We start from the raw sequence: 24,814 nt of genomic DNA on the forward strand, positions 1-24,814 counted from the left end.
GGCCAATGATGAGGAACAGACGCTTGGCCGCGGTGCTGCTGGCAGTGCTGACGGTCTTCACGTTCGTCCCGATGGCGTCGGCGCAGAGCACGCCGACGCTGTCGAACATCCGGACCGGCCGCAACGCCGGGTACGACCGGGTGGTGCTGGACCTGTCCGGAGCGACCCCGGACTACCGGGTCAGGGAGGTCACCGGCGTCGCGAGCTGCGGTTCGGGCGCGCCCGTCGCCATGCCCGGCAGCAACGAGATCCTCGCGGTCAACGTGATCGGTGCCGCCGCGCACGACGAGAACGGCAACCCGACCTACACCGGGTCGCAGAACTTCGCGACGCCCGATCTCGTCAACGTCCGCCGGGTCGCCCTGACGTGCGACTTCGAGGGTGTGCTCGGGATCGCCGTCGGCTACAACGACCCCAACGCCTGGCACCGGGTGTTCACGCTCACGAGCCCGTACCGGCTCGTCATCGACATCGGGCAGTACTGACGCGAAAAGCCTCGCGGGGGCAGCAGTCGCCGCTGCTGCCCCCACGAGGGGTCTACCCGTGAACCGTTACGCCGCAACGGTTGCGGTGGATTCCTTCGACAACGCGTGCTCCAGCACCTCGGACACGTCCGAGACGAAGTGCACGGTCAGCTGCTCGCGCACCGACTCCGGCACGTCGTCCAGGTCCGGCTCGTTGCGCTGGGGCAGCAGCACCGTCGTGATGCCGGCGCGGTGCGCGGCGAGCAGCTTCTGCTTCACGCCACCGATCGGCAACACCCGGCCGGTCAACGAGATCTCGCCCGTCATCGCCACGTCCGACCGCACCGGGCGGCCCGACAGCAGCGACGCCAGCGCCGTCGTCATCGTGACGCCCGCCGACGGACCGTCCTTCGGCACCGCGCCCGCCGGGACGTGGATGTGCACTCCCCGGCCGTCCAGCGCCGCGGCCTTGTCGTCGTGCGCACGCAGGTACGACAACGCGATCTGCGCGGACTCCTTCATCACGTCGCCCAGCTGGCCGGTCAGCGTCACGCCCGAGGCACCGGTGTCCTTGGGTGCCAGCGAGGCCTCGATGAACAGCACGTCACCGCCGACGCCCGTGACGGCCAGACCCGTTGCCACACCGGGAACCGAGGTGCGCTCGGCCGACTCCGGCGTGTTCTTCGGGCTGCCGAGGTACGACTTCAGCGACGGCTGGTCGACCGCGACCGGCAGCTCGGCGTCGCCCAGCGCCACCTTCGCGGTCACCTTGCGCAGGATCCGCGCGAGGGCCCGTTCCAGTTGCCGCACACCGGCTTCGCGGGTGTACTCGCTCGCCAGCTGGTGCAGTGCCGGCCGGTCGAACGTGACGTCCTCCGGCGCGAGGCCGGCGCGCTCGATCTGGCGCGGCAGCAGGTGGTCGCTCGCGATCGTGACCTTCTCGTCCTCGGTGTAGCCGTCGAGCTGCACCAGTTCCATGCGGTCGAGCAACGGCGCCGGGATCGACTCCAGCACGTTCGCGGTCGCGAGGAACACCACGTCCGAGAGGTCGAGCTCGACCTCCAGGTAGTGGTCGCGGAACGTGTGGTTCTGCGCCGGGTCCAGCACCTCCAGCAACGCCGCCGTGGGGTCGCCGCGGTAGTCGGAGCCGACCTTGTCGATCTCGTCGAGCAGCACGACCGGGTTCATCGACCCGGCCTCGCTGATCGCGCGGACGATCCGGCCCGGCAGCGCGCCGACGTACGTGCGGCGGTGCCCGCGGATCTCGGCCTCGTCGCGCACGCCGCCCAACGCCACCCGCACGAACTTGCGGCCCATCGCCCGTGCCACGGACTCGCCGAGCGACGTCTTGCCGACACCGGGAGGCCCGACCAGGGCCAGCACGGCGCCGGAACGACGGCCGCCGACGACGCCCAGGCCGCGGTCGGCTCGGCGCTTGCGCACGGCCAGGTACTCGGTGATGCGCTGCTTCACGTCGTCCAGACCGGCGTGATCCGCGTCGAGCACCTCACGCGCGGCCTTGATGTCGTAGGCGTCCTCGGTCCGCTCGTTCCACGGCATCTCCAGGACGGTGTCGAGCCACGTCCGGATCCAGCCGACCTCAGGCGACTGCTCGGAGGTGCGCTCCAGCTTGTCGACCTCGGCCAGCGCGGCCTTCTCGACCTTCTCCGGCAGGTTCGCCGCCTCGACGCGCGCCCGGTAGTCCTCCTGCTCGGTCGCCGGCTTGCCGTCGAGCTCGGCGAGCTCCTTGCGGATCGCGGCCATCTGCTGGCGCAGCAGGAACTCCCGCTGCTGCTTCTCGACGCCTTCCTTGACGTCCTTCGCGATCGTCTCGTTGACGTCCAGCTCGGTCAGGTGCGCCTTGCCCCACTCCAGCAGCCGCTCCAGCCGCGTGGTGACGTCGCTCGTCTCCAGCAGCCAGATCTTCTGCTTCTCGTCGAGGTACGAGGCGTAGCCCGCGAGGTCGGCCAGCGCCGACGGGTCCTTGATCTGCTGCACCGAGTCGACCATCTGCCACGCACCGCGCGTCTGCAGGATGTTCGTGACGAGGGCCCGGTACTCCTTGGCCAGCTCGCGGGTCCGCTCGGTGATCGCCGGCTCGTCCGCGACCGTCGCCTCGACCCACAGCGCCGCGCCCGGCCCCGTGGTGCCCGTGCCGATCCGCACGCGCTTGGTGCCGCGCACGACGGCGGCCCGTTCGCCACCTGGCAGGCGGCCCACCTGCTCGATCTCGGCCAACGTGCCGACCGAGGCGTACTTCCCGTCCAGACGTGGAACGAGCAGCACTTGATGATTCGCGGCCGTCGTCGCGGCGTCGACGGCCGCGCGGGCCTCGGCGCTGGCGTCCGCACCGGAGATGCGGATCGGCACCACCATGCCGGGCAGCACCACAACGTCGTCCAGCGGCAGCACCGGCAGGGCCAACGTCTCGCCCATCACATCACCCTCCAAAGTTGAGTCTGTACCGCTCAACCAACTTCAGCGGGGTGGTGTTCCCCTCGGGTGTTCGCTGTCAGCGAGCGCCGCACAACGGGTGACGTCGGTGGACACTCGTGTGCACACCGGGTGAGGATGCGCGCGTGATGGAAGAGCTGAAGTGGGTCCCCTCCACGGTCGACGTCACTCGCCCGAGCGTGGCGCGGATGTACGACTACTACCTGGGCGGTTCGCACAACTTCGAAGCCGACCGCGCCGCCGCCAAGCAGGTGGAGCAGATCTTCCCCGGCATCGCCCAGAGCGCGCAGGCCAACCGTTCGTTCCTGCGCAGGGTCGTCCGCCACCTCGTCGCCGCGGGCGTCGACCAGTTCCTCGACCTGGGCTCCGGCATCCCCACCGTGGGCAACGTCCACGAGATCGCCCAGCAGGACGACCCGTCCGCCCGCGTGGTCTACGTCGACTACGAGCCGGTCGCCGTGTCGCACAGCAACGCCCTGCTCGCGGACAACCCCAACGCCTCGGCCATCCTCGCCGACCTCCGCGCGACCTCCACCGTGCTGGCCGGCGCCCGCGAGACCCTCGACTTCTCCCGCCCGATCGGCGTGCTGATCATCGCGGCGCTGCACTTCGTCCCGGACGCCGACGACCCCTACGCCGCCGTGGCCGAGTACATGGCGGGCCTGCCGTCCGGCTCGTACCTGGCGATCACGCACGCCACCTGGGACAGCCTCACCGAGGAGGAGTCGCAGGAGGCCCGCAAGGTCGCCCAGATCTACAGCAACTCGGACAACAGGCTCGCCATCCGCACGCACGCCGAGGTGAGCCGGTTCTTCGACGGGCTGGAGCTGCTGGAGCCGGGCGTCGTCACGGTGGACGAGTGGCGCCCGGACTCCTTCGAGGACCACACGGGCATCTACGGCGCGGTGGCCCGCAAGCCCTGAAGCAGGCGGTCCCTGATCTCGTTCGTCTCGTGGTCGGTGAGGGTGCGTTCCGGTGCCCTCATCACCACGCGCAGGAGCACGTTCTTCTGCCCCGGCCCGGCGTTCAGCCGTCGACGGACGTGCTCCGGCAGCTCCTCGGCGGGCGTCTCGCTGAGGATCGTGATCTCCTCGATCACGTCCTCCGGGACGAGCGCGCGGATCCGGTCGCCGAGGGTCTCGACGTCGTCGGTGTGGTGAGCCGTGATCGAGATGTCCCTGATCGCGGCGGGATGCCGGGAGATCGGGCGGTAGGGCGCCAGGTCGTGCATCTGCGCCGCGATGCGCGGGTCGGGGTTGCGCAGCAGCCGGATGTCCGGGATGCCCTTGCGCAGCATGAGGATCCGGTCCAGTCCCCATCCCGTCGCGAGGCCGTGCGGGTGGTCCTTGAGCACGTGCCGCGCGGCCCTTCCGCCTTCGCCGATCTCCACCCACTCGCCGTTGTGCTCGACGTCGATCTGCTTGCCGTGCGTGGTGTACGGGTGTTGCGCGTCGACCATGCGGTAGCGCTTGCCGGGCAACAACGTCGTGACGACGGTGTCGACGAGCTCTTCGAGCCGCTCCTGGCGTTCGCTGATCCGCCAGACGTCGAGCTGGTGCGGTGTGCCGGTGTGCAGGCGGTCGACCGTGTCGCGGCGGTAGACGAGGCCCGGGCAGACCAGCGTCACGTCCGGCGTGGCCGTGCGCAGCGACGGCGGGATCATCGCCGTGGTGTGGCTGCGCAGCATGCACGTCTCGCTGACGTACCTGGTGTAACGGGTCTCGCGGGTGATCGCGTCCGCCGGATAGCCGAGGTGCTCGTAGTTGTGCTCCACCGGGACGAGCGGGTGGTGGCGGACTTCCACGGGGTGGTCGAGCGCGGCCTTGAGGTCGGCGACCAGCAGCTGCATCGCGTGCGGGCCCTGCGCGGGGTCGCTGAGGTCGCGGACGTTCAGGGCGTGCACGAGTTCATCGGTGCGGTACATGGGACTTCCCGTCTCTGGTCTGGGTTCTGCGGATGCGGAGTCCCCCGACCGACGGGAAGGTTCTAGGCGCGCGCCACCGCCGCAGGTCGGGGGTGGCTAAATCGCGTCATGAACCCAGGTTAGCGCGCCTACTCGGGTGGCGTCAGCCGCAAATCCGGATCGACCGGCGGCACGCCGTCGAACGGCCCGTCGTCCTTCAACCGCCCGACGTGGTCGAGCGCGAGGTCGATCCCGGCCCGGAACGGGTCGCCGTCGGCCGGGGGAGTGCGGAACCACTCGTGCAACGCCTCGGGGATCTGGAACCGCGCTAGCAGCTCCTCGTACAACGCGTCGCGATCCGCGGCCTGCACCCCCAGCTCCTGGTACTCCCGCACGGCCATGCGCAGCCGGATCCACCGGTAGCGGTCGGTGTTCTGCTGCTGCTGGAACCGTTCGCGCAGCAGGTCGCCGGCCAGCCGGCCGCGCAACGCCAGGCGCCGGATCGTGGCCGGCGGCATGAACAGGTTCGCGCCGCCCTCGTCCTCGGCCTGCCGCACGTGCGCGATCCGGCCGCGATAACCGGGCAACGCCGACTGCATGGTGTCCCGCCAGTCCAGGAACGTGTCCAAAATGGACAGCAGGAACCCCGGCATCGACGTGAGCGACGCGTAGTGCGTGCCCGAGGTCGACGCGTCCTGCTCGGGCAGCCACACCTCGTTCGTGTCGCCCGGCGGGTAGGGCTGCAGGCTCAGGCCGAACGTGGGCCAGCGCGGCAGCAGCGCGTCGAAGAAGTGGATGGGGAAGTTGCTGGTGATGCCGCCGTCGGAGAACCAGTGCACCCGCCCGTCCCGGCACAGCGGCACGGCGGCGATCAGCCCGGGGAACGACAGCGACATCCGCACGGCCAGCACCACCGGCAGGTTCGCCGTGGCCGGCAGCTCCCGCAACGGCATGTGCCCGTGCTCGGGGCACTTCGAGCCAGTCTCGGGCCCGTTCAGCTGCTCGACGACCCGGCCGGGCAGCACGTACCCGAGGCATTCCTCGCAGTACTGCCAGCTCTCCTTGAACGGCAACCGGTACGGCCGTCCCTCGGACAGGTCCGTCGTCATCAGCACGAGGTTGACGTCCCCGAGGTCGCCGAACGTCAGCGCGTGCTCGGTCCCGGCCAGCGCGTCCAGCTGGTCGGCGATCCAGTCGGACAGCGGTGGCACGCCGGTCGGCTTGGGCAGGCCCGCCAGCCGGTCGAGCCACGACGGCGTGAAGTCACCGGTGCCCGGCACGAGTCCGAAGTGGATGGACCGCGCGTTGTCCTTGAGGTACCGCTGCATCGCATGGCCGTAGGTGACGGTCAACGCGCTGACCGCCGCGAGCGTGAGCACCAGCCACACCAGCAGCACGACCGCCGCCGTCGCGTAGTGCCGCGAGAACGCCAGCCCGAGCACGAGCGGCACGAGCACGAAGAGCCAGGCGGGCCAGGGCAGACTCGACCGCAGCGGCCACAGCGCCAGCACCACGCAGGCCAGCGCGAGCACCACGACGAGCGCGGCGAGCCAGCCCGGATACGTCGTCGGCGCGAGCCGTACCGACAGCAGGGGCCCGCCCAGCCACAGCAACGCCATCAGCGCCAGCACGGCCTTCGCCCGCAGGCCCACGGCACCCAGCAACGCGAAGAACAGGCACGAGATCGCACTGCGCCCGGTGGTCTCGCGCTTCTGCATGGTCGCCACGACGATCCGGTACAGCGCGCGGGTCTTCTCGTTGGGCTGGAACAACTGCGCGAGCCGCCACCGTTCCGCGCCCGAGCCGGACGTGAACCAGTCGATCAGCCCGGCCAGCTTCTCGAACCCGCCGGACGCGCGGCCGCGTTCGGCCGCCGCCGTGAACGCCGCGGCGATCGCTCCCGCGGACGCGCCACCGATCTGCTTGAACTCGTAGTGGCGGGCGAGCGACACGACAGCCAGGGGATACACGACACCGCTGGTCGTGCCTCCGCGCATGGTCAGGTCGCAGTAGCGGTCGTACTCCATGTGCTCATGGTCGCGCGATCTGCTTCGTCTGTCGCAAAAGTTCACTCGGACGCCGTCCAACCGAGGTCCACTCGTTGGTTTCGGAAGTTCCCGAGGTCCGGTCGGCACCGAACGCCGCACCGGTAGCTTCTCGTTCGTGCGAAGAAATCCTGAGGTGCTGCTGGTCGGCAAGCGCGGTTTCGCCGACGTGGCCGCGGCACTGCGGTCGGCTCTGCCCGGTGACGTGATCGAGCTCGCGCCCGGCGAGTACGACGGGGAAGTCGTGGTGGACGTGCCGATCGAGCTGCGGCCGCAGAAGGGGCCCGGCACCGTCACGCTCTCCGCGGGCACCGGGAACACGCTGATGCTCCTGGCCGATGCGACCGTTCGCGACCTGACCGTCGTCGGCCGCGCCTGGGGTGCCGCGGCTGTCGAGATCTCCGGACCGGTGGCGCCGCGGATCCTGGACTGCGAGGTCCGCGCTCCCGGTCACACCGGAATCCGGGTCCGTTCCGGGGCGCGGCCGGAGGTCTCGTCCTGCCGGATCGGTCCGGCTCTGCACGGGCTGAGGGTCGAGTCCGCCGCGGGTGAGTACCGGAGGTGCGAGTTCACCGGCACCGCGCTGGAATCGGTGATCGCGACCGCCGGGGCCGAAGCACGCGTCACGGACAGCCGGTTCGTGCGTCAGGGCGGGCATGCGGCCGTCGCGGTCGACCGGGAGACCGTGCTTTCCTTGCACCGCAACAACTTTGAAGGTGGTCCGGTCGCGGCGGTCCGCGCGGGTGGCGGCGGGCGGATCGAGATCGCGGAATCGGCGTTCCACGACGGCGGTGGGCCCGCGCTGGAGGTGGACGACGATGGGGTGGTGCACGCCGACCGGATCAGGGTCGCGGGCACCGGATCGGAAGGCGTCCTCGTCAGCGGTGGTGACGGCTGGTTCACGGCGTGCCGGTTCACCGGGACGCACGGACCGGCTGTCTGGATGACGGGTGGCCGGGCCCGGTTCGAGGACTGCGAGGCGATCGACGCGGATCGGGCCGGCTTCCTGGTCGTGGCCGGAGCCGCCGAGTTCGTGCGGTGCGTGGCGCACAACAATGCCGGCCAGGGCTTCTCGTTGCTCACTGAGGCGACGCTCACCGAGTGCAGCTCGTTCGGCAACGGCCAGCCCGACGACGTCGGCCAGCGCCCGGTCGGCCGGCGCCCGGTCGAACCGGTTGCTCCGCCGCGTCCCGGACCGGCGGTGCGCAGAGTCGGCCTCAACGGATACCGCACTGTCGGTGCGGCCATCAACGACTCGGTCGCCGGGGACGTCATCGAGATCGAGCCGGGCGAGTATGAAGAGGCACTCGGGCTGGACAAGCCGGTGGAGCTCCGCGCGGCGGGGAAACCGGGCAGCGTCCGGTTGACGTCCGGACGAGATGACGTGCTGAGACTGCGTGCCGACGTGACCGTGCGCGGCATCGCCCTCTCCGGCTCGATCTGGGTCGACGACGACGTCGTGGCGGTCTTCGAGCGATGCGAGATCTCCGAAGGCCGCGTCACGAGCGGTCACGGCAGCGCCGTCACCCTGCGGGAATGCCGGCTGCGCGCGGCTCTGGCCGTGAGCGGCGCCCTGACCATGGCCGGCTGCACCGTGACCGGGTCCGGTGTGGAGGTCACGCGCAAGGAGTGCGTCGCCGACCTCCGCGACTGCGTTTTCGACGGGGCCACGGGCACGGCGATCGACATCGCCGACGGTCGCGTCGTGATCACGGACGTGCGGGTGACCCGCGCACAGACCGGTCTGGCGCTGTACAACGGCACTGTCGCGGCCAGCGGCCTCACCATCGCCGACACCGGCTTCCGCGGGATCGAGGTGTACGGAGGCATGAGTGCCTTCACCTCCTGTGCGATCACCGGTGCCGGGACCGCGGGTGTCGTGGTCAGCGGCGGCGTGACGACCTTCGAGCAGTGCCAGGTCGTCGGTAGTCACTTCGCGGGTTTCACGATCGTCGAGGGCACCGCGCGGCTGACCAGGTGCCTGGCCGAGGACAACCAGGAGCAGGGCTTCGAGTTCTTCGCGGGAGCGCAGGCAACGGCCGTCGAGTGCGACTCGACCGGTAACGGGATCCCGGACGGAATCAGTGCCGCGAAGCGGAATCCCGGCCGGCTGGTGCGGGTGGGCGATGTCCAGGCGTTGAAGCAGGCGCTGGAGAAGGCGGTCGCCGGGGACGTCATCGAGATCGCTCCCGGCAGCTACCGCCGCATCGACGGCCTGCGCATCCGGCGGGAAGTGGAGGTGCGTGCCGCCGACGGCCCCGGCACGGTGCGGCTGGCCGTCAGCCGCCCGGTCGTGCTGAGTGCGGCGGCAACGTTGCGCGACCTCAGGATACGAACGAGCCACGTCCCGGCGTTGATCGTGCGGAAGGAGGGCAACGCCCCTCTGATCGAGCGCTGCGAGTTCACCACCAATGACACTGCCACTGTGGAGATCGCCAACGGCGCGAGGCCGGCGTTCCGCGAATGCACGATCAACACCACCCAGCGCGGCCTGGTCGTCCGAGGTGCCGGCGGCCGCTACGAGCGGTGCCGGTTCGTCGGCGGCCGGGAGCCGGTGGTGGTCACCGACTCGACCGGCGCGGAGTTCCTGGACTGTGAGATCGGGGTCGGCGGGAACGAAGGAGCACGGGTCGTGGTCGGCGGCAAGGGCGTGCGGCTGGCCGGCGGCAGTCATCGCCTCCTGTCCGGATCTGTTCAGCGCGGAGACAGCGCGACCGTGCGCCTGGTCCAGTGAGCAAGCGGACGACGAGGTGTCAAGCGACCTCTGCCAGTTCGGCCGGCGTCCCCGCCATGATCACGCGGACGTGTTCGGTGACCTTCTCCACCGGCCAGTCCCACCACGCGATCCGTTCCAGCAGCTCGATCTCCTCGTCGCTGTACCGCTTCTTCAGCAACCGCGCGGGGTTCCCGCCGACCACGCCGTACGCCGGCACGTCCGACACCACCACCGACCCGGCGGCGATGATCGCCCCGTTGCCGATCCGCACGCCCGGCATGATCAGCGCCTGGTAGCCGATCCAGACGTCGTTGCCCACCACGGTGTCCCCGCGCGAAGGTGCGCCGAGGGCGATGTCGAGCGTCTTCTCGCCCCACAGGCCGCCGAAGATCGTGAACGGGAACGTCGACACGCCGTCCGTCCGGTGGTTGCCGCCGGACATGATGAACCGGACGCCTTCGGCCAGGGCGCAGTAGCGGCCGATGACCAGCTTCTCCGCGCCGAAGTTGTAGAGCACGTTCCGTTGCTCGAACTGCAAAGCGTGGTGCGGGTCGTCGTAGTAGGTGTACTCGCCGATCTCGATCTGCGGGTTCTTCACCAACGGCTTGAGCAGCACCGTGCGAGCGATGTCGGGCAACGGGTAGAGGTTGTCCGGTGAAGGGATCACGGTGCTCCGATCGGTTCCTCGCTGAACTGCGTGCGGTACAACTTGGCGTAGTGGCCGTCGAGAGCCAGCAGGTCTTCATGCCTACCACGCTCGACGATCTGCCCGCGGTCCACGACGAGGATCTGGTCCGCCGCCCGGATCGTGGACAGCCGGTGCGCGATCACCAGCGACGTCCGTCCGGCCAGCGCCTCGACCAGGGCCTCCTGCACGGCGGCCTCCGAGCGCGAGTCGAGGTGCGCGGTCGCCTCGTCCAGGATCACCACGCGCGGCTTGGCCAGCAGCAGCCGGGCGATCGTCAGTCGTTGCCGTTCACCGCCGGACAGACGGTAGCCCCGTTCGCCCACCACGGTGTCCAGCTGATCCGGCAGTGACGACACCAGGTCCGCGAGCCGGGCCCGGCGCAGCGCGTCCCAGATCTCCTCGTCCGTGGCCGACGGGGCGGCCAGCCGCAGGTTCGCGCCGATCGACTCGTGGAACAGGTGCCCGTCCTGCGTCACCATGCCCACGGTCTCGCGGATCGAGTCGAACGACAGGTCGCGAACGTCCACACCGGACAGTCGCACCGTGCCGGAGTCGGCGTCGTACAGGCGGGGCACCAGGGACGCGATCGTCGACTTGCCCGCACCCGAGGCGCCCACCAGTGCGATCAGCGAGCCCGGCGCGGCCTCGAACGACACCCCGCCCAGGATCTCCTCGCCACCGCGGGTGTCGAGCGCCGCGACCTCCTCCAGGGACGCCAGCGACACCTTGTCCGCGGCCGGGTAGGCGAACCGCACGTCCGAGAACTCCACCGAGACCGGTCCGTCGGGGACCGAGACCGGATCGGGCTTCTCCTTGATCAACGGCGGCAGGTCCAGCACCTCGAAGACGCGCTCGAACGACACCAGCGCGGTCATCACGTCGACCCGTGCGCCGGCCAACGCGGTCAACGGCGCGTACAGGCGGGTCAGCAGCAGTGCCAGCGTCACGATCGTGCCCGGCGCCATCTGCCCGGCGATCGCGAAGTAGCCGCCGAGTCCGTAGACCAGTGCCAACGCCAGCGACGACACCAGCGTCAACGCCACGAGGAACAACCACTGCGCCACGGCCGTCCGCACGCCGATGTCGCGCACGCGGCGTGCGCGCGCTCCGAACTCCGCGCTCTCCAGGGCGGGCCGCCCGAACAGCTTGATCAACGTCGCGCCCGGTGCGGAGAACCGCTCGGTCATCTGGGTCGTCATCGCCGAGTCCAGGTTCGCCGCCTCGCGGTGCATGGACGCCAGGCGCCTGCCCATCCGCCGCGCGGGGATCAGGAAGATCGGCAGCAACACCATCGCGAGCACGGTGACCTGCCACGACAGCGTCAGCATCACGGCCAGGGTCAGGATCAGCGCGATGACGTTCGTGACGACCCCGGAGATCGTCTCGGAGAACGCCCGCTGCGCCGCGATCACGTCGTTGTTCAGGCGCGACACCAGCGCGCCGGTTCGCGTGCGGGTGAAGAACGCGATCGGCATCCGCTGCACGTGGTCGAAGACGGCCTGCCGCAGCCGCAGGATCAGGTCCTCGCCGACCCGCGCCGACTGCCAGCGCTCGGCCAGCGAGAACCCGGCCTCCAGCACCGCCACCCCGGCGATCGCGAGCGCCAGCCACACCACGAGCCCCAGGTCGCGGCCACCGACGATCTGGTCGACCACGCGTCCGGCCAGCACCGGCGAGGCCACGGCGAGCACCGCCGCGACCGAGCTGGTGGCGAGCAACGCGTACACGGCCCGCCGCTGCGGGCGGGCGAACCGGGCGACACGCTTCAACGTCGCCCGGCTGACGCGACGGCTTTTCTCGTCCTGCATCGCGCTTTCGAGCGCGTACCAGGCGTTGAAGTCGATGTTCATGACCGCAAGTCTCGAACTTCGACCTATGACGAGGTCAAGCGGTTTTGAGGAACTCGTCCACGGCCGCGAGCGCCGCCGCGCGGACCGGCTCCGGCGACAGGAACAGGTCGTGCAGGCCCGCCTTGATCTCGACCACCTGGACCGATGATCCGATCTTCGGTCCCCACCTCTTCATGCCCTCGACGTCGAGCACCGCGTCGGCCTTCGCGACGTCCTCGCTCCACTCCTTCGCGTTCAGCATGCTCTTGTCGGAGTGCAGCACCAGTACCGGCACGCGGACGTCGAGTCCGTTGTGGACCTTCTCCTGCGCGATCAGGACCGCCCGGATCCACCCGGCGAGCACGGGGAACCCCGCGAGCGGCTTCCACTTCAGGTCGAAGTCCCACTCGCCGTGGCGCGAGCTGTGGATCGTCGACCCGTAGGCGTCGCCGAGGTTCGCGCGGATCTTCACCTTCGGGGCGACCTGTCCGATGAGGCGAACCAACTGGCGCATGAACGGCGGTTCGACGACGTCCAGCCACGGGCTGTTGAGCACCAACGCGTCGATGAGGTCGCTGGAGCGTCGTTCATGCGCCCACAACGACGTCGTGAGGCCACCGGTCGAGTGCCCCATCAGCACCACGCGCGAGTGCTCTTCGCGGATCTTCGCGACGGCGGCGTCGATCTCCTCGAAGTACACCGCCATGTCGGTCGTGTAGTTCGGCGGCTCGCCGTCGCGCAGCGAACGGCCGTAACCGCGCAGGTCGACCGCGTAGAAGTCGTAGCCCTGGGCCGTGAAGTGCTCGGCCACGTGCTCCTGGAAGAAGTAGTCGGCGAACCCGTGCACGTACAGGATCGCCCCGCGGTCGTTGGCCGCCGCACGGCGGCGGACCAGGGTCGCGGACGCTCCGCCGCGCAGCGGAAGAACGGTGGTGTCGTCGTCGCTCACCGCGTCAGTTTGCAACCATCCGGCGCCGATTCCGTGCACCCTTGTCCGGATCGTGTCTAACCTGGGGGACGTGACGGGGGATATTGAGCAGTCATCGAGGGTGCGCTTTCCCGGGATCAGCCCGCGCGCCTATGAACACCCTGCCGACCGAGGCGCCCTCGCGGTGCTGAGGGCGGTGCCCGCCGTGGCACCGGTCCTCAAGGCGGTCGCCGGAGCCTTCACCGAACGGGGTGAGCGCCTGCTGCAGGTGGCTTCCTCCGTGCGGGTCGGCCCGAAGCAGTACCCGCACCTCGACCGCATCCGCAACGAGGTGGCGGCGACGTTCGACCTCGACGAGGTGCCCGAGCTCTACGTCGAGCGCAACGCGCAGGCCTACGCCTTCACCGCCGGCATCGACAGGCCGTTCATCGTGATCAGCACCGGCGTCGTCGACCTGCTCGACCACGACTCGCAGCGGTTCGTCATCGGGCACGAGATGGGTCACGTGATGTCGGGCCACGCGCTCTACAACACGCTGTTGCGCCGGCTCATCGACCTCACCACGTCGTTCGCGTGGGTGCCCGCGGGTGCCATCGCCATGCGGGCGGTCATCGCGGCACTGCGCGAGTGGCAGCGCAAGACCGAGCTGTCCTGCGACCGGGCCGGCCTGCTGGCCTGCCAGGACCCGCAGGCCGCGTTGCGCTCGCACCTCGCGCTGGCCGGTGACCTCGGCGGTCAGGTCGACATCGCGTCGTTCCTCGCCCAGGCCAAGGAGTACGAGGAGGTCGAGGACATCCGCGACAGCATCCTCAAGCTCCTGCACACCGAGCACCGGTCGCACCCGCTGGTCGTGGTGCGGGCCGCCGAGCTGCAGCGCTGGTCGGCGACCGAGGAGTACCGCGAGATCCTGACCGGCGCGTACGCGCGCCGCGAGGACGACCGGCCGGCGAACAACCTCAGCGACGACATCAAGAGCGCCGCGCGTTCGTACAAGGAGTCGATGAGCAACTCCGCCGACCCGTTGATCAAGACCATCAACGACATCGGCGAGACCGTCATGGGCGCGGCGGGCAGGATGTGGAGCAAGGTTGCTCCGAACGGCGCAGCCGAGTAGCTACCATCTGGAGTCATGAGACGACTCCTGGTGCTGGTCCTTTCGGCAATGCTGGTGTCCACGGGCACGGCCGCCGCCGGTGAGCAGGTCGTCGGCGGCGAGCGCGCCTCCATCGAGGCCAACCCGTGGGCCGTCTACCTGACCGATCCGGGCGGAGCGCAGTTCTGCGGTGGCACCGTCGTCGCACCGACGAAGGTGCTCACCGCGGCGCACTGCGCCTTCGGCCGCGCACCCGACGAGCTGCGCGTGGTCGCGGGTCGCGAGGACAAGCTGGACCGCGGCGCCGGCGTGTCGGTGACGCCCGCGGACGTCTGGATCCACAAGGGCTACGTCTCGGCCGACGAGGGCGAGGACGTGGCGGTGCTGACGCTGCCGAAGCCGCTGCCGTACACCCCGTTGCCCATCGCCGAACTGACCGATCGGGTGCTCTACCAGCCCGGCACGCCGCTGCGCGCGCTCGGCTGGGGCCGGGTCAGCGAGAACGGCAAGACGTCGCGGTTCCTCCTGCAGGCGGTGCTGCCGGTGCTGGCGGACGACTACTGCGCCGAGGCCTACCCGCAGTTCGTGAAGACGGACATGTTCTGTGCGGGCTACGAGGGCGGCAAGATCGACACATGTCAGGGCGACTCCGGCGGCCCGATCGTCGCGAACGGCAAGCTCGTCGGCGTCACGTCGTGGGGCGAGGGCTGTGCGCGCAAGGGCAAGCCCGGTGTCTACGTCCGGATCTCCCGGTATGCGAAGGATCTTCACCCGGTCGTGGATGCTTCGCCGCCTGGAGTTGTCGCCCCCTAGGCCTCTGGGTTGGGTGAGGGCCATGCGTCTGCTGACAGCGGTCCTGGCCCTGGTCGTGCTCACGGCGAGTCCCGCTCAGGCCGAGTCCAGAGTCGTCGGCGGGGTGGTGGTGGACAACGCCGACGAGGCGCCGTGGACGGTCGCCCTGACGACGTCGTCGGACTACCAGTTCTGCGGTGGTGCCCTGGTGGCGCCCGGACTGGTCGTCACGGCGGCGCACTGCGTCTACGGGAGGACGCCCAGGAGCATCAACGTCATCGGTGGCCGGCTCGACCTGCGCACCGACGGCGGGTCGCGGTCGGTCGTGACCGAGTACCAGATCGCCGAGGGCTACTCGACTCCCTCGCGCGGCAAGGACATCGCGCTGCTGACGCTCGCCGAGCCCATGCCGTACCGGGTGCTGCCGGTGGCCGGCACGACCGACGTGTACGCGGCGCGCAACGTCGGTGTCGTGTACGGCTGGGGACGGCAGGCGGAGGCCGACACGAACAAGAGTCCGTTGCTGCACAAGGCCTCCATCCCGATCATGGCGGACGATCAGTGCGCGGCGGCGTACGCGCGTTATGACGCCGAGGCGATGTTCTGCGCGGGCTATCCGGAGGGCGGGGTCGACGCGTGCATCGACGACTCCGGCGGTCCGTTCGTGGTCGACGGCCGACTCGCCGGGATCGTCTCGTGGGGCATCGGCTGCGCCCGCCCCGGTGCTCCCGGCGTCTACACGCGCGTCACGACCTACTTGAGCTGAGCGCGCACCAGATCGGCGCGGTAGCGCAGCCCGGCCGCCTCGGCGCGCTCGATCGCCTGGTGGCACAACGCGTTCGCGCCTTCCGCGTCGCCGCCGTCGTCCCGCAACAACCGGGCTTTGCCCGCGAGCGCGAGGACCTCCAGGACCCGGAACCCGGCGTCGGCCGCGCGTCTGTGCACCTCGTCGTACTCGGTGGTCGAACGGTGCAGCTCCGCGAGCACCAGATTGGCGTTGACCTCGACGAACGGGTTGTCCTGCCCGGCCAGTTCGAGTGCGCGCCGGGCGTGCTCCGCGGCCGCGTCCGGCCTGCCGGTGGCCGCCAGCAGCTCGGCGTACTCGACCAGCACGAACATCTCGACCGGACGCAGGCCGTGCCGCGCGGCCAGTTCCAGCGACTCGTGGAAGGCCTCCTCGGCCTCGGCGAACTTCTGCCGCACGGTCAGCACGGTGCCGAGGTTGCCGAGCTGGTTCGCGAGCTGGCTCGCGACGTCGACCTCGCGCGCCAGCGCGACCGAACGGCGGTGCGTGGCCTCGCTGGCGTCGAGGCTGCCGAGCTCCATCTCCAGCAGCCCGAGGTTGCCGAGACCACCGATCAGGTGCGGCTTCAGGTCGTTCGCCACGTACAGCTCGATCGCCGCGCCGAGGTGCCTGCGCGCGAGGTCGAGCTCGCCGAGGCTGTGGTAGGCGCCCGCGAGCATGTTGAGCGCCACGGACTCCTCCGCCTGCCGGCCCGCGGTCCGGAACTCGGCGATCGCCCGCTCGCAGTGCGCGATCGCGGACTGGTGGTCGCCGAAGCGGTAGTCCAGGTACCCGAGGCACACGCGCATCGCCGCCGCCCGTTGCCCGGTCTCCACGGCGAGCGCGGCACGGGCGATCGTGCGCAGATCGGCGAAGTGCCCGGTGAGCGACAGGTGTGCGCGCAGGCCCACCACCAGCGCGGCGTCCGGCTGGTCCTGGGCCAGCGCGACGAGGTTGGGCCGCTCGGTCTCGAACCACGTCTGCGCCTCGTCCTCGGAGGCGAACGCCACGGGGTCCGGCACGGGCGGCAGCAGGCGGGTGAACCCCGCGTTGAGCGCGGCGTCGGCACCGTCCACCCGCGCCAGGTACCAGTCGAAGACCGCGCGCCGGTCCTCCGGTGTCGCCCGGGAATGGGCGTACAGGCGCAGCAGGTCGTGCAGCTGGTAGCGGTCGGTTCCGCTGGGCTGCACCAGGTTCGCCGCGACGAGTTCGTCGACGGCGGCGCCGGCGAGCCCGCGCGGGACGTCCGGGCCGGGCACCGCGCCCAGGAAGTCGAACGTCCGCCGCGCCCGCTCCGACAGCTTCCGGTAGGAGAGGTCGAACGTCGCCTGCACGGCGGTGTCGTCCTCCTCGATCTCCAGCGCCGCCAGCCGGTGCTCGCGCAGCTCCGCGACGTAGTCCGGCAGGTGGCGGCCGGCGAGGTTCGCCCCGGCGATGCGCAACGCCAGCGGCAGCCGTCCGCACAGCTCGACCAGCTCGCTCGTGTCGCCGTCGACGCGCATGCCGCGGAGGAGTTCGCGTGCCTCCAGCTCCGCCAGCACACCCAGTTTGACCTGCGCGAACATCGGCAGGTCCGCGCGGCTGGTGATCAGTGCGGCACAGCCGGGCGTGTCCGGGAGCAGCGGGGCGATCACGTCCTCGGTCGCGTTGTCGAGCACCACCAGCACCCGCCGGTGGCGCAGCAGTTCGCGGTAGTCGTCGTCCGGGCCGCCGCCGAGCGCCTTCACGAACCGGGCGAGCGCCTGCTCCACGGTCATCGACGGGGCGGTGGAGTGGCCGCGCAGGTCGGCGTACAGCTGGCCGTCCGGGAACTGCTCGCGCAACCGGTGCGCCTCCCGCACGGCGAGCACGGTCTTGCCGACTCCCGGCAACCCCGTGATCGCCCGCACCGGTGCCCTCAGCAGGTGCAGCCGAGCGATCTCCTCCTCGCGGCCGACGAAGTCCGGCAGGTCCGCGGGGAGCTGGCTGGGCGCGGGCGGGCGGGGGACGAGCCGGTAGCCCGACGGTTCGGTGATCACCCGCTCGGTGGCGCGGAGCCGTTGGACCAACGTGCGCAGCGCTGCTCGTGGATGCCGCGGCGGGTCGTCCTGCCAGACCTCGGCGACCAGCCGGTCGAACGGCACGGGTTCACCGGGGTGCGCGGCCAGCGCGTCGCGCAGCGCCCGCAGTCGATCCGCCACCTCCCCGAACCTAGACCACGAGGCCCACGGACATGGTGAGGAAGACCGCCGCGCAGACCGCGTCCAGCGCGGTCGTCACGCCGCGCCGCTTGAGCTTCCCGGCCATGCGCGAGGCCGCCAGCACGATCATCAGCTCCCAGATCGCGGCGAGCCCGAGGAACACCGCGGCCAGCATCGCGAGCTGCGGTGCCGGTTCACCCGATCCGATGAACTGCGGCAGGAAGGCGAGCGAGAACAGGATCATCTTCGGATTCGTGATGTTGGTCAGGAAGCCCTGGCGGAACGGCCGGTCGCTCACGACCTCCTCCGGCTGCGCCTGCGAGCGCTTGAGGAGTCCTCGCGCGATGGAAACCGCGAGGTGGAGCAGGTAGGCGGCGCCGATCCAGCGCAACGCCGTGAGCACCATCGGGTACCGCGCGAGCACCACGCCGAGCCCCGAGATCACCACCGTCACCTGGACCGCGGCGGCCGAGTGGATGCCCGCCAGCGCGAGCAGTCCCGAGCGGGTGCCCGACCGCAGTGACGTGCGCAGCAGCAGGAACGCGTCGACACCGGGGGTCACGATGACGACCGCGCACGCGAGCAGGAAGGCCGGAACCTGGCCGAAGTCGAACAACACCGCACATACCCCCGTGAGCTACACCACTGACCGCAAAATCTTCGGTCTAACGGGACACTAACACGAGAATCTCCGGTTTTGACGCCGTCCTAGCGCGATCGCTACCGTTGGTGACCGATCGTCCACCTGGCGCAACGAGGAGTGGTCCGTGAGGGGTAAGCGGTTGGCCGTGCTCGCGACGGTGATCGCGCTGGTCAGCGGTGGATCGACGGCCGATGCGATCGTCGGGGGGACACCCGCGCGGGTGTCGGACACCCCGTGGGTTGTGGCGATCACCACCTCCGACGGCCAGCTCATGTGCGGCGGCGCGCTGGTCGCGCCGGACAAGGTCATGACGGCCGCGCACTGCGCGACGATCAAGGGCGTGCTCGGCAAGAACCAGCGCCCCGCCGAGCAGCTGCGCGTGGTCGCCGGCCGCACGGACCTGCGGGTGAAGACCGACGGCATCGAGGCCGCCGTCGCGGACGTGTGGCGGCACCCCGACTACCGCGAGGTCACCCAGGGCGACGACGTCGCGATCCTGACGCTGGCCCGCGCGCTGCCGTACCGGACGATCGCGCTCGGCGAGGTCGGCGACGACGGCGTGGTGCTCGGCTGGGGCCGCACCGCCGAGAACACCCCGCCCTCGTTGACGCTGCGCAAGGCGACCGTGCCGATCCTGTCGGACCAGGAGTGCGTGCTGAAGGAGCCGGACTTCCGGCCCGGCGCGATGTTGTGCGCGGGACGTGGCGACCGCGACGCGTGCACGGGCGACTCGGGCGGGCCGCTGGTGGTCCGCGGCAGGCTGGCCGGTGTGGTGTCGTTCGGCCGCGGTTGCGCGCGGGCGAACGAACCTGGTGTCTACACCCGGCTGGCTCACTACCGGTCGATGCTGGGCTTCTGATATCCAAGGTGCGGTGCGAACCACACCGTTTCCCGCCACCCTGCGGCGGCAGTGGGGACTCGACCTGAGTCCCGCTCAGCTGTACGCGATCCTGCGGCTGCGTCAGGACGTCTTCGTCGTCGAGCAGAACAGCGTGTACTGCGACGTGGACGGCCGTGACCTGGAGCCGGGCACGCGGCACTTCTGGCTGGAAACCGACGGTTCCCACGACCCGCTCGCCTACCTGCGGCTGCTGGAGGAACCGGACGGGACGTTCCGCATCGGACGGGTCGCCACCGCGCGCATGGCACGCGGCCGCGGGTTCAGCCGCCGCCTGATGCAGGCGGCGCTGGTGGACGTCGGCAACACGCCGTGCGTGCTCGACGCGCAGACGTACGTCACGGACTTCTACGCGTCGTTCGGTTTCGTGGCGGAAGGTGCCGAGTTCATCGAGGACGGAATCCCACACCTGCGGATGCAGCGCACCCCCTGACCCCCGCCCTGCTCGCTCGGCCGGCCGCACGCGGGGCCCTCCCGTACTGCAGGAGAGTACGAAAGCTCCCCGCGTGTGCTGCGGGCGCGGAGTTCAGCGACGGCGCGTCTCGACTCCGGCGGCCGCCGCGCACTCCGTGATCACGCGCACCGCGCGCTCGATGTCGGCCTCGGTCAGATCGGCGCGCGCGGTGAGCCGCAGCCTGCTGATCTGGTCCGGCACCGACGGCGGCCGGAAGCAGCCGACGACCACGCCGTTGGCGCGGCAGCTCTCGGCCCACCGGAACGCCTGCTCCGGGCTGGGCGCGCGGACGCTCACCACGGCCGCCGAGGGCGTGCTGACCTGGAAACCGGCCTCCTTCAGGCGGTTGCTCAGGTCGTGCGCCACGGTCAGCACGCGTTCGGGACGGTCCGGCTCCTCGCGCAGGATCTTGATCGCCGCGAGCGCGGCCGCCGCACTCGACGGCGCGAGACCGGTGTCGAAGATGAACGTGCGCGCGGTGTCGATCAGGTGCTTGATCACCCGGCTCGGGCCGAGGACCGCGCCGCCCTGCGCGCCGAGCGACTTGCTCAGCGTCAGCGTGGTGATCACGTCCGGTGCCTTGATGAGGCCCGCCTCGGCGACCGCGCCGCGTCCACCCGGTCCGACGACGCCGAGTCCGTGCGCGTCGTCGACCACGAGCGCGGCACCGGTGGCGCGGCAGGCCTCGTGCAGTTCGTTCAGCGGCGCGATGTCGCCGTCGACGGAGAACACCGAGTCCGTGACGACGATCGCGCGGCGCTTGCCGCGGGTCTCCAGCGCGTGCCGGACCTTGCCGACGTCGCAGTGGCCGGTGACGACGACGTCCGCCTTGGACAGTCGCGTGCCGTCGATCAGCGACGCGTGGATGTGCTGGTCGGCCACGATCGCGGTGCCCGGCCCGGTGAGCGCCGTGACCGCGCCCAGGTTCGCCGCGTAGCCGCTGCTGAAGACCAGCGCGGACTGCGCGCCGCAGAAGTTCGCGAGCTCGTACTCCAGCTCGGCGTGCAGCTCCGTCGACCCCGTGACCAGGCGCGATCCCGTCGAGCCCGCGCCCCACTTGAGCGTGGCGGCGGCCGCGGCACCGGCGACGCGCTTGTCCTTGGCGAGCCCGAGGTAGTCGTTGCCGGCGAGGTCGAGATCGGTCGAGTCCGCCGTGCGCGGCCGGACGCGGCGGGTCAGGCCCGCCTTGGCGCGCGCTTCGGAGCGGACGTCGATCCAGTCGAACGTCGACTCACCACCACTGGAAATCGCCTCAGTTGTGCTCACGGTCACCGCCTGAGTCTCCCATCCGCCGACTAGCGTGCCGCTCGTGGACCTGTTCACCTTCACGCGTGCCGAACTCACCTCGCCGGTGCAGTTCTGCGACGGCCGCTGGGTGGTGTCCGACTACGACGACGTGCGCGCGGTGCTGGCAGATCCTGTCACCTACCTGCCCGACAACGCGCTGACCGCCGTCACGCCGGTGGCACCCGCGGCGCTGCGCGCCCTGGTGAGGGCCCGGTTCTCGTTGCCGCCGACGCTCGCGAACAACGGGTCTGCGTCGCACGCGGGCCTTCGCCGCCTGGTGGCGTCGTTCTTCACGCCCTCGCGGGTCGCGGCGGCTGAGCCTCGCATCCGCTCGCTCGTTCTGGAACGGCTTGGTGGCTCAGATCTCGTGCGCTCGCTCGCGTGGGACCTGCCCGCCATCGTGCTGATGGAACTCCTCGGCCTGGAGAACGTCGACATCCCGACGTTGAAGCGGTGGAGCTCCGGCTCGCTGGAGTTCTTCTGGGGCGACATCTCCCGCGAACGCCAGCTGGAGCTGGTCGACGACGTCGGCGACTTCCACCAGTGGCTGGTCAAGCGCTACCACGCGCGTGACGGCGAGCTGTTCTGCGCGCTCGCCGACGCCGGCGTCTCCGCCGAGGACTCCGCCGGCCTCTGCTACTTCCTGCTGATCGCCGGGCAGGAGACGACGACCCAGCTGCTGTCCACGGCGTTGCGCCGGGCGTTGCAGGACCGTGCGCTGTGGGCGCGGCTGGCCGAGCGCGAGGTCGCCGAGTCGTTCGTCGAGGACGTGCTGCGGACCGAGACGCCCGTGGTGACCTGGCGCCGGCTGACCGCCCGCGAGGTGGTGCTGTCCGGGGTGCGCGTCCCTGCCGGTGCCGAGCTCGTGTTGTTGTTGAGCGGCAAGGAGAACGACCCGCGGCACCTGGCGTTCGGGTACGGCCGCCACTTCTGCCTCGGCGCCGGTCTGGCCCGGTTGGAGGCCGCCGTGGTGCTGCAGACCGTGGCGGCGCACGAACCGTCGTTGCACCTGGTCGGGCCGTCGCCGGAGTGGCTGAACCTGCTGTCGTTCCGCGCGCCCAAGTCGGTCACGGTCGCGCGATGAGCTTGCCGGTCGTCGTGCGGGCCTCCAGTGCCCGATGTGCCTCGGCGATCTCGTCGAGCTCGTAGACGTCGCCGAGCACCGGCTTGAGCTTGTGCGCGAAGACGTCGTCGAGCGTGACGTCGCGCGGCAGGCCCATCACCGCGACGCCCTTGCGGAAGATGTCGCTCGCCGTGACGTCCAGCGGCTCACCGCTCGCGTACCCGAAGACGACCATCCGTCCGCTGCCGTCCTTGAGCAGCTCGAACGCGTTGCGGCCGATCCGGCCGCCGATCGACTCGAACACGACGTCCACGGGCTCCAGACCGTCCCAGTCGTAGCCGATGCCGCCCCTGCTGGACGCCTTGAGCACGGTCGCGCCCGCCCGTTCCGCGAGCTGCACGAGCAGGGTGCCGACGCCGCCGTTCGCCGCTTCGACCAGCACTCGGTCGCCCGGCCGGATGCGCGCCGCGTTCGTCGCGGCGACCGCGGTGGTGCCCTGCAGGAACAGGGCGAGTGCCTCGTGGTCGCTCACGTCGTCGGGCAGCTCGACCGGGTCTTCGACGACGGCCTTCGTGGCGTACGCGCCGTCTCGCGGTACGCCGATGACGCGGCGTCCGTCCTCGGTGATGCCGACGACCTCTGAGCCGAGGACCGCGGGCAGCGCCGGACCCGGATACCACGGGAACAGCTCGCGACCCTTGCCGCGGCGGATGACCGTCTCGCCGTAGTTGAGGCCGATCGCGGTGACGTCGACCAGGGTCTCGCCGACCGGGTCCGCGACCTCCTCGGTGACCAGGACCTCGGGCCCGCCGAACTCGTGGAACCGCACTGCCTTCATCTTCAGCCTCCCAGTAAGCGGACCGCCGGTCCGGTTGCTACTATACGGACCGTCAGTCCGCTTATGTCAAGGAGTGCCGATGCGAGCCGATGCCGCGCGCAACCGGACCGCGTTGCTCGCGGCCGCCACCGACCTGATCTGCGAACGCGGCGTCGAGGCCGTGTCGATGGAGGACGTGGCCGCGGCGGCGGGCGTCGGCAAGGGAACGGTGTTCCGCAGGTTCGGTGACAAGGCGGGCCTCGTCCAGGCCGTGGTCGACGAGACGGCCGCGTCGTGGATCAAGGTCGCCTCGCTGGAGTGCCGCACCGCCGCCGAGTTCGCCGGGACGTTGTTCGACCACGTGCTGGCGTCGCTGCCGCTCGTGATCGCGGTCGAGCGGACCACGACCCGCTCGTGCGAGGGCAACTTCCAGCTCACCGTCGACCGCCTGACCAGGCTCGTCGGCTCGACCTTCAAAGCCCACACGCTGCTGGCCGTGCTGCGCGGCGAGCACATCGCGTTCCTGCTCGACCAGGGCATGACCGCCTACGACATCCGTGCGGGCGTGATCTCGCTCGCGAACACGCTGGCCGCTGAGGTTTGATGCCGGGGTGATGAACCGCCAGCTCTCGGGAGTTCGCAAGAAGTCGCTGCTGGAGATGCTCGGCCCGGTGCCGGACGTCGACCCGGACCGCTACGGCGAAGGTGGCCCGGTGGGCGCCCTGGAAACGCGGGTCGCGCAACTGCTCGGCACCGAGGCGGCGCTGTTCGTGCCGACCGGCACCATGGCGCAGCAGATCGCCCTGCGCTGCTGGGCCGACCGCACCCACAACCCGATCGTGGCGATGCACCCGCTGGCCCACCCCCTGCACCACGAGGACGACGCGCTGACCGTCCTGTCCGGCCTCCGCCCGATCAGGGTCGCCAACGCCGACGTCGCCGCCTGCCCGGAACCGTTCGGCACGCTGCTGGTGGAGGTGCCCGACCGCGAGGCCGGCTTCGTCCTGCCCACCTGGGACGAGCTGGTGTCCGTGGTCGACGCCGCCCGCGACCGCGACGCCGTGGTGCACCTCGACGGAGCGCGGTTGTGGGAGAGCACGCACGGCCTCGGCAAGCCGCTGGAGGAGATCGCGGGCCTCTTCGACTCGATCTACGTCTCGTTCTACAAGTCGCTGGAGGGCATCTCCGGCGCGGCCCTCGCCGGCACCCAGGACTTCGTCGACCAGGCGCGCGTCTGGCGGCACCGCTACGGCGGCATGCTGTTCCAGCAGTGGCCCGCGGCGCTGTCGGCCCTGCACGGCCTCGACACCGTGCTGCCCCGCCTGGGCACCTATGTAGCGCACGCCAAGGTGGTCGCCGAGGCGATGGGCCTGCCGGAACCGCACACCCACCAGTTCGCGCTGCACCTGCCCGGTGATCCGGCCCGGCTGACCGAGGCGAGCGGGAAGTTCCTCGGGCGGTTCTGGCGTGACGGGCGGATGGCCAAGACCGAGGTCACGGTGGCGGAGCCCGCGCTGGAGTGGACGGGCGACGAGGTGCGGGAGGCGTGGGCTGCGTTCCAGAGCCTGCTCTGAGGCGATGTCGCTCACCTGGCTGTTGGACCGGCAGGGCCGAAATGCGACGATGCCGGGGCTGTGAGGGGAGTGCGAGGAAGCCGGTGCGAATCCGGCGCCGTCCCGCGACTGTGACCGGTTCTCGAGGAGAAGACCGGGAGTCAGGAACTCGTCCCCCTCTTTCGACCACCGGCCACGGGCGTGGACACCCGAGGAAGGACTT

The 24,814-nt window shown here is 70.5% G+C and carries 21 protein-coding genes and 1 riboswitch; of the genes, 11 read left to right on the plus strand and 10 right to left on the minus strand.

The genetic code is table 11. The features are described from left to right. Nucleotides 1–8: 8 nt before the first annotated feature. A complete protein-coding gene (locus ACWEIJ_RS12610) occupies nucleotides 9–485 on the plus strand; it encodes an AMIN-like domain-containing (lipo)protein (protein ID WP_449837260.1) in 477 nt (158 codons plus the stop codon). 66 nt (nucleotides 486–551) lie between these two features. Here ACWEIJ_RS12610 and lon read toward each other — a convergent pair whose 3' ends face one another. Next, nucleotides 552–2,900: an endopeptidase La gene (gene lon / locus ACWEIJ_RS12615; RefSeq protein ID WP_449837261.1), complete on the minus strand. Its 2,349-nt coding sequence runs from the start codon at nucleotides 2,898–2,900 to the stop codon at nucleotides 552–554. A gap of 146 nt (nucleotides 2,901–3,046) precedes the next feature. On the opposite strand from lon, the gene ACWEIJ_RS12620 reads away from it, so the two are divergent. After that, nucleotides 3,047–3,841, plus strand: a complete 795-nt coding sequence (locus tag ACWEIJ_RS12620) for an SAM-dependent methyltransferase (RefSeq protein ID WP_449837348.1) — start codon at nucleotides 3,047–3,049, stop codon at nucleotides 3,839–3,841. On the opposite strand, the gene srmL is transcribed toward ACWEIJ_RS12620, so the two are convergent. Together srmL and ACWEIJ_RS12630 are read right to left on the minus strand one after the other, a co-directional pair. Next, on the minus strand, nucleotides 3,814–4,842 hold the full coding sequence (gene srmL / locus ACWEIJ_RS12625) for a PheS-related mystery ligase SrmL (protein ID WP_449837262.1): 1,029 nt from the start codon (nucleotides 4,840–4,842) through the stop codon (nucleotides 3,814–3,816). The genes ACWEIJ_RS12620 and srmL overlap by 28 nt on opposite strands. A gap of 128 nt (nucleotides 4,843–4,970) precedes the next feature. Next, complete coding sequence (locus tag ACWEIJ_RS12630; RefSeq protein WP_449837263.1) at nucleotides 4,971–6,848, minus strand: patatin; 1,878 nt, start codon at nucleotides 6,846–6,848, stop codon at nucleotides 4,971–4,973. Between the two features lie 136 nt (nucleotides 6,849–6,984). On the opposite strand from ACWEIJ_RS12630, the gene ACWEIJ_RS12635 reads away from it, so the two are divergent. Then, a complete protein-coding gene (locus ACWEIJ_RS12635; protein WP_449837264.1) occupies nucleotides 6,985–9,600 on the plus strand; it encodes a right-handed parallel beta-helix repeat-containing protein in 2,616 nt (871 codons plus the stop codon). A 19-nt stretch (nucleotides 9,601–9,619) separates the two neighbouring features. On the opposite strand, the gene ACWEIJ_RS12640 is transcribed toward ACWEIJ_RS12635, so the two are convergent. From ACWEIJ_RS12640 to ACWEIJ_RS12650, 3 genes are read right to left on the minus strand one after another with little or no spacing between them, the layout of a single operon-like run. Beyond that, nucleotides 9,620–10,249, minus strand: coding sequence for a CatB-related O-acetyltransferase (locus ACWEIJ_RS12640; RefSeq protein WP_449837265.1), 630 nt, complete (start codon nucleotides 10,247–10,249; stop codon nucleotides 9,620–9,622). Beyond that, a complete protein-coding gene (locus ACWEIJ_RS12645; RefSeq protein WP_449837266.1) occupies nucleotides 10,246–12,120 on the minus strand; it encodes an ABC transporter ATP-binding protein in 1,875 nt (624 codons plus the stop codon). The genes ACWEIJ_RS12640 and ACWEIJ_RS12645 overlap by 4 nt, the downstream gene beginning before the upstream one ends. Nucleotides 12,121–12,154: 34 nt before the next feature. Then, entirely contained in the window at nucleotides 12,155–13,048 is an 894-nt protein-coding gene (locus tag ACWEIJ_RS12650) for an alpha/beta hydrolase (protein ID WP_449837267.1), read from the minus strand. A gap of 70 nt (nucleotides 13,049–13,118) precedes the next feature. Between ACWEIJ_RS12650 and ACWEIJ_RS12655 the strand changes: the two genes are divergently transcribed. From ACWEIJ_RS12655 to ACWEIJ_RS12665, 3 genes are read left to right on the plus strand one after another with little or no spacing between them, the layout of a single operon-like run. After that, nucleotides 13,119–14,141, plus strand: coding sequence for a M48 family metallopeptidase (locus ACWEIJ_RS12655; RefSeq protein ID WP_449837268.1), 1,023 nt, complete (start codon nucleotides 13,119–13,121; stop codon nucleotides 14,139–14,141). 15 nt (nucleotides 14,142–14,156) lie between these two features. After that, the gene (locus ACWEIJ_RS12660) at nucleotides 14,157–14,933 is read left to right on the plus strand and encodes a S1 family peptidase (RefSeq protein ID WP_449837269.1); all 777 of its coding nucleotides are present in this window, start codon (nucleotides 14,157–14,159) and stop codon (nucleotides 14,931–14,933) included. Nucleotides 14,934–14,955: 22 nt separating this feature from the next. After that, entirely contained in the window at nucleotides 14,956–15,678 is a 723-nt protein-coding gene (locus tag ACWEIJ_RS12665; RefSeq protein WP_449837270.1) for a S1 family peptidase, read from the plus strand. On the opposite strand, the gene ACWEIJ_RS12670 is transcribed toward ACWEIJ_RS12665, so the two are convergent. Both ACWEIJ_RS12670 and ACWEIJ_RS12675 read right to left on the minus strand, forming a co-directional pair. Further along, nucleotides 15,666–17,876 (minus strand): tetratricopeptide repeat protein, encoded by a 2,211-nt coding sequence (locus ACWEIJ_RS12670; RefSeq protein WP_449837271.1) that lies wholly within the window; start codon nucleotides 17,874–17,876, stop codon nucleotides 15,666–15,668. The genes ACWEIJ_RS12665 and ACWEIJ_RS12670 overlap by 13 nt on opposite strands. A 10-nt stretch (nucleotides 17,877–17,886) precedes the next feature. Further along, on the minus strand, nucleotides 17,887–18,495 hold the full coding sequence (locus tag ACWEIJ_RS12675; protein ID WP_449837272.1) for a LysE family translocator: 609 nt from the start codon (nucleotides 18,493–18,495) through the stop codon (nucleotides 17,887–17,889). 148 nt (nucleotides 18,496–18,643) lie between these two features. Here ACWEIJ_RS12675 and ACWEIJ_RS12680 point away from each other — a divergent pair, with 148 nt between their 5' ends. Then, nucleotides 18,644–19,378 carry a serine protease gene (locus ACWEIJ_RS12680; RefSeq protein ID WP_449837273.1) on the plus strand — a complete coding sequence of 245 codons (735 nt, stop codon included), beginning with the start codon at nucleotides 18,644–18,646 and terminating at the stop codon, nucleotides 19,376–19,378. Between the two features lie 13 nt (nucleotides 19,379–19,391). Beyond that, nucleotides 19,392–19,850, plus strand: a complete 459-nt coding sequence (locus tag ACWEIJ_RS12685; protein ID WP_449837274.1) for a GNAT family N-acetyltransferase — start codon at nucleotides 19,392–19,394, stop codon at nucleotides 19,848–19,850. Between the two features lie 93 nt (nucleotides 19,851–19,943). On the opposite strand, the gene ACWEIJ_RS12690 is transcribed toward ACWEIJ_RS12685, so the two are convergent. After that, nucleotides 19,944–21,137, minus strand: a complete 1,194-nt coding sequence (locus ACWEIJ_RS12690) for an 8-amino-7-oxononanoate synthase (RefSeq protein WP_449837275.1) — start codon at nucleotides 21,135–21,137, stop codon at nucleotides 19,944–19,946. Between the two features lie 43 nt (nucleotides 21,138–21,180). Between ACWEIJ_RS12690 and ACWEIJ_RS12695 the strand changes: the two genes are divergently transcribed. Further along, a complete protein-coding gene (locus ACWEIJ_RS12695) occupies nucleotides 21,181–22,242 on the plus strand; it encodes a cytochrome P450 (protein ID WP_449837276.1) in 1,062 nt (353 codons plus the stop codon). On the opposite strand, the gene ACWEIJ_RS12700 is transcribed toward ACWEIJ_RS12695, so the two are convergent. Continuing rightward, the gene (locus tag ACWEIJ_RS12700) at nucleotides 22,226–23,059 is read right to left on the minus strand and encodes a quinone oxidoreductase family protein (protein WP_449837277.1); all 834 of its coding nucleotides are present in this window, start codon (nucleotides 23,057–23,059) and stop codon (nucleotides 22,226–22,228) included. The genes ACWEIJ_RS12695 and ACWEIJ_RS12700 overlap by 17 nt on opposite strands. Nucleotides 23,060–23,138: 79 nt before the next feature. Here ACWEIJ_RS12700 and ACWEIJ_RS12705 point away from each other — a divergent pair, with 79 nt between their 5' ends. After that, nucleotides 23,139–23,642: a TetR/AcrR family transcriptional regulator gene (locus ACWEIJ_RS12705; RefSeq protein WP_449837278.1), complete on the plus strand. Its 504-nt coding sequence runs from the start codon at nucleotides 23,139–23,141 to the stop codon at nucleotides 23,640–23,642. Nucleotides 23,643–23,652: 10 nt separating this feature from the next. Beyond that, nucleotides 23,653–24,612, plus strand: a complete 960-nt coding sequence (locus tag ACWEIJ_RS12710) for a threonine aldolase family protein (RefSeq protein WP_449837279.1) — start codon at nucleotides 23,653–23,655, stop codon at nucleotides 24,610–24,612. 30 nt (nucleotides 24,613–24,642) lie between these two features. Further along, nucleotides 24,643–24,782: riboswitch (cobalamin riboswitch) on the plus strand. Nucleotides 24,783–24,814 lie beyond the last annotated feature (32 nt).

The sequence above is a fragment of the Lentzea sp. NPDC004789 genome (assembly GCF_053601075.1).

Coding starts and splice junctions, on each gene's coding strand:
- ACWEIJ_RS12610 (WP_449837260.1), top strand. CDS start 9: ATGAGGAACAGACGCTTGGCCGCGGTGCTGCTGGCAGTGCTGACGGTC.
- lon (WP_449837261.1), bottom strand. CDS start 2,900: ATGGGCGAGACGTTGGCCCTGCCGGTGCTGCCGCTGGACGACGTTGTG.
- ACWEIJ_RS12620 (WP_449837348.1), top strand. CDS start 3,047: ATGGAAGAGCTGAAGTGGGTCCCCTCCACGGTCGACGTCACTCGCCCG.
- srmL (WP_449837262.1), bottom strand. CDS start 4,842: ATGTACCGCACCGATGAACTCGTGCACGCCCTGAACGTCCGCGACCTC.
- ACWEIJ_RS12630 (WP_449837263.1), bottom strand. CDS start 6,848: ATGGAGTACGACCGCTACTGCGACCTGACCATGCGCGGAGGCACGACC.
- ACWEIJ_RS12645 (WP_449837266.1), bottom strand. CDS start 12,120: ATGAACATCGACTTCAACGCCTGGTACGCGCTCGAAAGCGCGATGCAG.
- ACWEIJ_RS12660 (WP_449837269.1), top strand. CDS start 14,157: ATGAGACGACTCCTGGTGCTGGTCCTTTCGGCAATGCTGGTGTCCACG.
- ACWEIJ_RS12665 (WP_449837270.1), top strand. CDS start 14,956: ATGCGTCTGCTGACAGCGGTCCTGGCCCTGGTCGTGCTCACGGCGAGT.
- ACWEIJ_RS12700 (WP_449837277.1), bottom strand. CDS start 23,059: ATGAAGGCAGTGCGGTTCCACGAGTTCGGCGGGCCCGAGGTCCTGGTC.
- ACWEIJ_RS12705 (WP_449837278.1), top strand. CDS start 23,139: ATGCGAGCCGATGCCGCGCGCAACCGGACCGCGTTGCTCGCGGCCGCC.
- ACWEIJ_RS12710 (WP_449837279.1), top strand. CDS start 23,653: ATGAACCGCCAGCTCTCGGGAGTTCGCAAGAAGTCGCTGCTGGAGATG.